Consider the following 6,436-nt stretch of genomic DNA (forward strand, 5'->3'; position numbering starts at 1 on the left):
GCCCTATGACTACTCTAGACTCCCCGTCAATCGAGATCCGCTGGGATGGCCCGCGAGCGACCCTTCTCATTAACGGAGCGGAGTCATCGTGTATCGATACTTCTGATCCCAGTTACCTAGATTTCGAATACATGCAGCACGCGACCTGCGCACTGCAAGCAACTTACGCAAACAACGACCCCATTCGCGTGCTGCATCTGGGGGGCGCGGCTTGCGCGCTCCCCTGGGCTTGGTCCATTCTCTTTCCCGCCTCACGCCACACCGTTGTTGAAATTGACCAAACTATCGCGCAATTCGCTCGAGATCACTTTGATTTACCGCGTTCTCCGATTCTAAAAATCCGCATTGGTGAAGCACGTCAAGTCATTGATACCCTGCGAGACTCTTCCTTCGACGTCATTGTCCGCGATGCTTTTGCCGGAGAATCTGTCCCCCCACAATTGCGGACCACCGAGTTCACAGCTCAGTGCCGACGAGTCCTCCGCAGCGACGGGATCCTCCTTGAAAACAGTGCGCACGGCGGTGGTGACAACGCGCGTCTGGACTTAGCTGGGATGAGTGAATCCTTCGCAGACGTACAAGCACTGTGCGATCCCAAAGTTGGTCGTGGAGCTCGCCGAGGAAATATCGTCTTCCTTGCGCAAAGCACTCCGGGTCGCACCGATGAGGTTGAGCTTGACCGCCTCTTGCGCAAGCTTCCTCTTCCCGCCCGCCCACTACGCGGGAATGAACTGAGTAAGTGGCGTGCCGGGACCCGTCCTCTGACTGACGAGGCCGTCGGCTGGACGGAAAGCACGCTCTAGTCCTGCGGCTTGGTTTCGTCCTCAGAATCAGTCTCGGTTTCAGCCGGCGGCTGGGTCGTCTGCTCCACATGAGCATCTGAATCCATAGAGACCTCTGCTGAGGTTGCATTACCGCGGTGACGAGGAGCATGAGGAGCAGTGCTGCCTTCGCCTTTCTTTTCGCGCTGCGCGATGCGCTCAAGTGCCTGAGCCAAAAGCTCCTCAGTTGAGGGCGCTGGAGCGAGTGCCTGCGCCGGCTCTTCACTGTCACCCAGGGCAGCAGCCCCATCAGTCACCGAGGCAAGGTAGGCCTCGATCGCGTCGGTAATGCCGCTCGCATCGCCCTCTTTATCCTGAGGATTTGAGACATTAAAAGCTGAGGGAACAGCATTGAGCGGAATTCCCAAGCCGTCTCCCGAAAAAGAGTCGTAGTGCTCCTCCAATGCACGAACGGTGTGCTGCACCTCCGGGTTGGCATCGACAAGGGCTGCGAAGGTATCCAAATCCTCTGCTGCTCCCTGCTCCAGATCACCGACAGGTAGGGAAAGCCCCGAGAACTCAGTGAGCTTACGCAAAATCGCTGAGGAGGCTGCGGGATAGGCGGACTCTGACATGTAGTAAGGAACGATCGCCAAGAGAGTCATTCCATCGATCCCCGATTGTTTGAGTTTCCACTGCAGGAAGGACACGATCGATCCGGGAAATTGCATCGTTGCAGCCATATGCGGCTGTGCAGGAACAAGGGAGGCATCGGTCGTGTGGACGTGAACCGGAGTTGGGCGCGTATGCGGTACGCCTGAAGGAACGCCGGTCATTCCAAACACCACCTCAACGCCGGCATCGCTGACGATCTTATGAACACGCTCAGCGAACTCTTCCCAGCGGTAGTCCGGTTCAGGTCCATGGAGCAAAAGGAAAGATTCTCCCCGATCATCACGCAGAAGATCCAAAGAAATCTTCGGAATCTCAACCTCCTGCGTCACCCAGTTCTTTACTGTGATCACAGGGCGATGCGAACGATAGTTAATGAAGTCTTCTGCTTCAAAGTCAGCAATATGCGTCGTTGGAAGGGCGCGCAACATCTGTTCAGTGGCCATGCGACCGGATGCTCCTGCATCCATTGCACCATCGAAGTACATGACCAGAATTCGCGCACGGGTTTGGGCACCCTGGTGGCCATCCCCATGAGTGTGGGTTTCGGTCATGTTCCCCTCCTTCGGTTTCCAACCGTCTCAACTCGTATCACTCATTCTAAAGCTACATTGTTGAGGCGCCCTAGGCGCGGCTAATCCCACATTTGCGCCATCGGCTTAGAGAGTGAAAATCACTGGAAATTAGGGCAAAATAGAACGCCAGACTTTTTCTACCGGAAGGTCCCAATGTCTGACTCCGCTCGCGCTACTACCCCAGTAGCTGAAGAACAAGAATTTGTTGATCGCGCGTACTCACGCTTGGATCAACTGCGTTCTCAATACCGCGAACAGCGTCAGAAGATCGATGCTAATCATGGGGTCGGCAACGCTCAGGGATGGACGGAGCGCGATGCTCTGGCCACTCACTTTGCCGAGTTGTCTTCTCGACTGGATAACGTCGAAGAACGCTTAGTATTCGGGCGCCTCGATATGAAGGACCACGCGACCCACTACATCGGTCGGATCTCTCTTCTCGATGAGCACTCCTCTCCCCTTCTTGTTGACTGGCGAGCTCCGATTTCTGCTCCTTTCTATCAAGCGACAGCCCAAGAGCCTTTGAGGGTCGTCCGCCGCCGTCATATTGCGACTCGCGGGCGCACAGTCACTTCGGTTGAAGATGAACTTCTTGATGTCGATCAGGCGCAGCATCAAGGACTCACCCTTCAGGGTGAAGGCGCTTTGATGTCTGCCCTTTCATCAGCGCGTAGTGGCCGAATGGGAGATATCGTTGCGACGATCCAGGGCGAACAGGACCGAGTGATCCGTGCCAGCGATCGAGGAATCCTTGTGGTTCAAGGTGGCCCCGGCACAGGAAAAACTGCCGTTGCCCTTCATCGCGCTGCCTATCTTCTCTACACGCAGCGCGAGAGACTTGAGCGTTCGGGAGTGCTCATCATTGGTCCCTCTCGCACCTTCCTCCGTTATATCGAGCAGGTTCTTCCATCCCTCGGCGAATCCGGTGTGGTACAGATGACCATCGGTGACATCGTCCCCGGTTTAAGCGTTCAAGACGATGATCCCGTCGATATCGCTGCGATTAAAGGACGCGCGGCTTTCAGTCGTATTCTGCGCGAAGCGGTCCGTCTGATCCCTCGTCTTCCCGATCGAGATCAGGTTCTTCACGTCTGGAATCGCCGCGTGACGTTGCGAATCAAGGATGTGCAGGAGGCTCTTTCACGAGCGCGCCGAAGCGGCCGTCCGCACAATGTTGCCCGAGAGTCTTTCGCGATGGGCCTTATGGAGCTTCTTGCTGGACGTTTGATTGTGGAAGCTGGGGATGCTTCCAGTACGGCAGATATCGATCCTGATGATTTGAGGACCTGGATGTCTGAGATCCGCGACTCGGTCGATGCCCGTCGGGCAATTAACTTGGCATGGATGCCCACACAGGCGCCCGCATTCCTTCGCAAGCTCTGGTCGCGCCCTGATCTCTTGGCTCAAGCGAACCGTAAGGCAGGCACTCCCCTGTCGGTCGAAGACCTCAACCTCTTGTACCGCGCTCAAGAGGAGCCACTGACCATCTCAGATATTCCACTGATTGACGAACTCGAGGAGCTCTTGGGGACGCTTGATCTCGCCTCAGCCCAGAAGCGCCGGGCCGAGGACCAGAGAGAAAAAGAGGAACGGGAGCGTGCGAACGAAGCATTGAAGGCAACGGGCCTGGGCGGCGGAATTGTCACTGCAGATATGCTGATGCGCCAGACTCAGGAGGCGCCCTCGCTCCGCCCGCTTGCTGAACGCGCGCGTGCAGACCGTTCCTGGACCTATGGGCATATTGTCATTGACGAGGCCCAAGATCTTTCACCTATGGCGTGGCGTTGCCTTTTGCGACGCTGCCCAAGTCGCTCAATGACGGTTGTTGGCGATCTCGACCAAAAACGAGGCCACCGACGTCCACAATCATGGAAACAAGCCCTTGGTCCAGCTGCTCGTGCGTTCAGCGAAGAGTTCGTTCTTTCGATTTCCTACAGGACTCCTCGCGCGTTAACCCGAATAGCTCAGGCCGTTATGGCGCAGCACGGCACTCCCGTGCTCTACCCGATGGAAGCCGTCCGCGACGTTTCCGACTGCTACCAGGTGTCCCATACGCACAAGGACACGCTCAAGGAATGCGTCTCTCAAGTCGTCTCCGCATTGGAGGAACGCCTTGACCGCGAAGAGGGCGAAGGAAAGGGCCGTATTTGCGTTATCGTTCCTGATACCCAGGCGCAGCTGTGGCATGCGGATGAATCGGGGGCAAGCGCTTTGGACCAGCGAGTAAGTTATCTGACTGCAGCGGGATCTAAGGGGTTGGAATTTGATTCCGTTGTCGTTGTCGAGCCACGTGACATTCTTGATCAAGGAAGCGGCGATCTTTTCGTTGCTCTCACCCGCGCAACTCACGATCTGCATGCCGTCACAACTACGCAGCTGCCACGTGGCATGGAAGAGTGGGACGCCTAAAGGTAAGGTCAAGCTCTTCGAGCCTTTTCTGCGAGAATCTTCTTGAAAAAGGCAAACGCGCTATTCGCTCAGCTGCAGCCCTGACCTATTTGTTTTTCGCAGTCTTCGTCAGCTTTTTAGCCTGAGAACGTTCACGCAGTGAATCGATCGCATCTGCGAAGTCGTCGAGCGAATTAAAGGCGTGATAGACGGAGGCAAAACGTAGGTATGCGATCTCATCAAGATCCTGAAGGAAGGGCAGAATCGCTTTCCCAACCTCATCGCTGGATACAGAAGAGACGCCGGAGGTACGAAGGTGCTCTTCAACCTGTTGGGCTAAAAGTGCTAACTCATCATCGGAAACAGGACGCCCTTGGCACGCTTTCCTTACCCCAGCAACAACCTTATTTCGCGAGAAGGGCTCAATGACACCAGAGCGCTTAACAACTTGGAAAGAAGAAGTTTCCAATGTTGTGAAGCGTTTCTTACATGAGGTGCATTCCCTACGCCGGCGAATCGAGGCGCCATCATCCGCAATACGTGTATCAACCACACGCGAATCTGGGTTATGACAGAAAGGGCAGTGCACCCTCTAAAACTACGGTTGATCGATCAGATTCGCAACTAAGACACCACGGCGACAGGGAGAATAAAACGCAAATCAACGAGTCGGGACACGCACTTCCTGACCAACGTGCAATGCACCCTGAACATCATTGAGCTCTTCGATGTCGTTGACAACATCTTTCAGTGGACGAGTGGTCGAGACTCCCTGAGCCAAACTCCACACGCTATCCCCGCTTGCCACAGAAACCACACGGGTCGGACCGTCGTACGGCTGAGTTTGTAAAGCAAGACCCGCACCAACTGCAATTCCCGTAGCGGCAATAAAGGCTACAGCACCGCTGACCAAGCGCCGAAGTCCCAGAGACGAACGCGTAGCGATAACAGGGCGACGACGCATCGAAGGATCATCATTGCGAAGGAGCTCACGGCGACGTCGAGCCGACGGGGCCTGACGAATGTCATAAACAGAGGCCAGGGATTCCTCGGAGACGAGTTGTAGGTGCGGGCGACGAGCCCCCTCTTGAGACGCTGCAACAGTCATTGTGCTCACGATGTTCCCCTTTCGGTCGTACAGATGTTCGTCGAACACTTGTACGATAGCAATTCTTTCGGGAGATGTCGAGCCACTTTCGAACATATGTTTGATTTACTCATTTTCTCCCGTATTCTTAACACTGTGAGTGGACCATTGAGCACGCTCATTTCCGTCCAGTTTTTAGTTCCGAAGGGATAATCGTGAGCAGCGACACAGAATTGACAGGTCGGCAAATCGAAATTCTGCGCCTGATCAACACCGAGGTGCGTCGGCGTGGCTTCCCTCCTTCGGTACGCGAAATCGCGCAAATCGTCGGCCTTTCTTCACCTTCGACGGTGAAGCACCATCTCGACACGCTCGAACGCCTTGGCTACCTTCAGAAGGTTCCCGGGCTTCCCCGAGCACTCGAAGTATCTGAATCTGGAAGAACTCTTCTCGGAGAAAAGGACACAAAAGCCTCGTCAGCCCAAGAGATCGTGACGGTCGAAATTCCAACCGGCCACGTAGATGAGGATGCCTCAGCAATTCCCTTGGTCGGACGAATCGCTGCTGGCGCTCCGATCACCGCCGAACAGGCAATCGAAGATATCTTCCAATTGCCAACACGATTGACCGGTCACGGTGAGCTCTTCATGCTTGAAGTCCACGGTGACTCCATGGTGGACGCAGGCATCCTCGACGGCGATTTTGTTGTCATCCGTAGTCAATCCACTGCGATCAACGGCGAATTTGTTGCTGCAATGATTGACGGAGAGGCAACGGTCAAAGAATTTTCCAGAACTTCCGACCACATCTGGCTCCTCCCACACAATCAGGACTACGCGCCGATCCCCGGTGATAACGCCACAATCATGGGCAGGGTTGTCACTGTTATTCGTTCGCTGTAGTAAACGACAGTTCCTCAGATTTAATGGGTGTGGCCCCGACGCATTGCGTCG

The 6,436-nt window shown here is 55.2% G+C and carries 6 protein-coding genes; 3 read left to right on the forward strand and 3 right to left on the reverse strand.

The window, feature by feature from the left end; genetic code table 11:
- Positions 1-5 precede the first annotated feature (5 nt).
- Positions 6-803 (forward strand): spermidine synthase, encoded by a 798-nt coding sequence (locus QZR18_RS06060; RefSeq protein ID WP_178707080.1) that lies wholly within the window; start codon positions 6-8, stop codon positions 801-803.
- On the opposite strand, the gene QZR18_RS06065 is transcribed toward QZR18_RS06060, so the two are convergent.
- Entirely contained in the window at positions 800-1,987 is a 1,188-nt protein-coding gene (locus QZR18_RS06065; RefSeq protein WP_178707083.1) for a proteasome assembly chaperone family protein, read from the reverse strand. The two genes, QZR18_RS06060 and QZR18_RS06065, sit on opposite strands and share 4 nt — an antisense overlap.
- A 174-nt stretch (positions 1,988-2,161) precedes the next feature.
- Here QZR18_RS06065 and QZR18_RS06070 point away from each other — a divergent pair, with 174 nt between their 5' ends.
- Positions 2,162-4,417, forward strand: coding sequence for an AAA family ATPase (locus tag QZR18_RS06070; protein ID WP_178707086.1), 2,256 nt, complete (start codon positions 2,162-2,164; stop codon positions 4,415-4,417).
- An 85-nt stretch (positions 4,418-4,502) separates the two neighbouring features.
- On the opposite strand, the gene nrdR is transcribed toward QZR18_RS06070, so the two are convergent.
- Together nrdR and QZR18_RS06080 are read right to left on the reverse strand one after the other, a co-directional pair.
- Positions 4,503-4,985: a transcriptional regulator NrdR gene (gene nrdR, locus QZR18_RS06075; RefSeq protein WP_178707089.1), complete on the reverse strand. Its 483-nt coding sequence runs from the start codon at positions 4,983-4,985 to the stop codon at positions 4,503-4,505.
- A 72-nt stretch (positions 4,986-5,057) separates the two neighbouring features.
- A complete protein-coding gene (locus QZR18_RS06080; RefSeq protein ID WP_366921411.1) occupies positions 5,058-5,504 on the reverse strand; it encodes a LysM peptidoglycan-binding domain-containing protein in 447 nt (148 codons plus the stop codon).
- A gap of 194 nt (positions 5,505-5,698) precedes the next feature.
- Here QZR18_RS06080 and lexA point away from each other — a divergent pair, with 194 nt between their 5' ends.
- Complete coding sequence (gene lexA, locus QZR18_RS06085) at positions 5,699-6,385, forward strand: transcriptional repressor LexA (protein ID WP_178707095.1); 687 nt, start codon at positions 5,699-5,701, stop codon at positions 6,383-6,385.
- Positions 6,386-6,436 lie beyond the last annotated feature (51 nt).

It is taken from the genome of uncultured Actinomyces sp. (assembly GCA_900541895.1).
In the GTDB taxonomy this organism is placed as follows: Bacteria; Actinomycetota; Actinomycetes; order Actinomycetales; family Actinomycetaceae; genus Pauljensenia.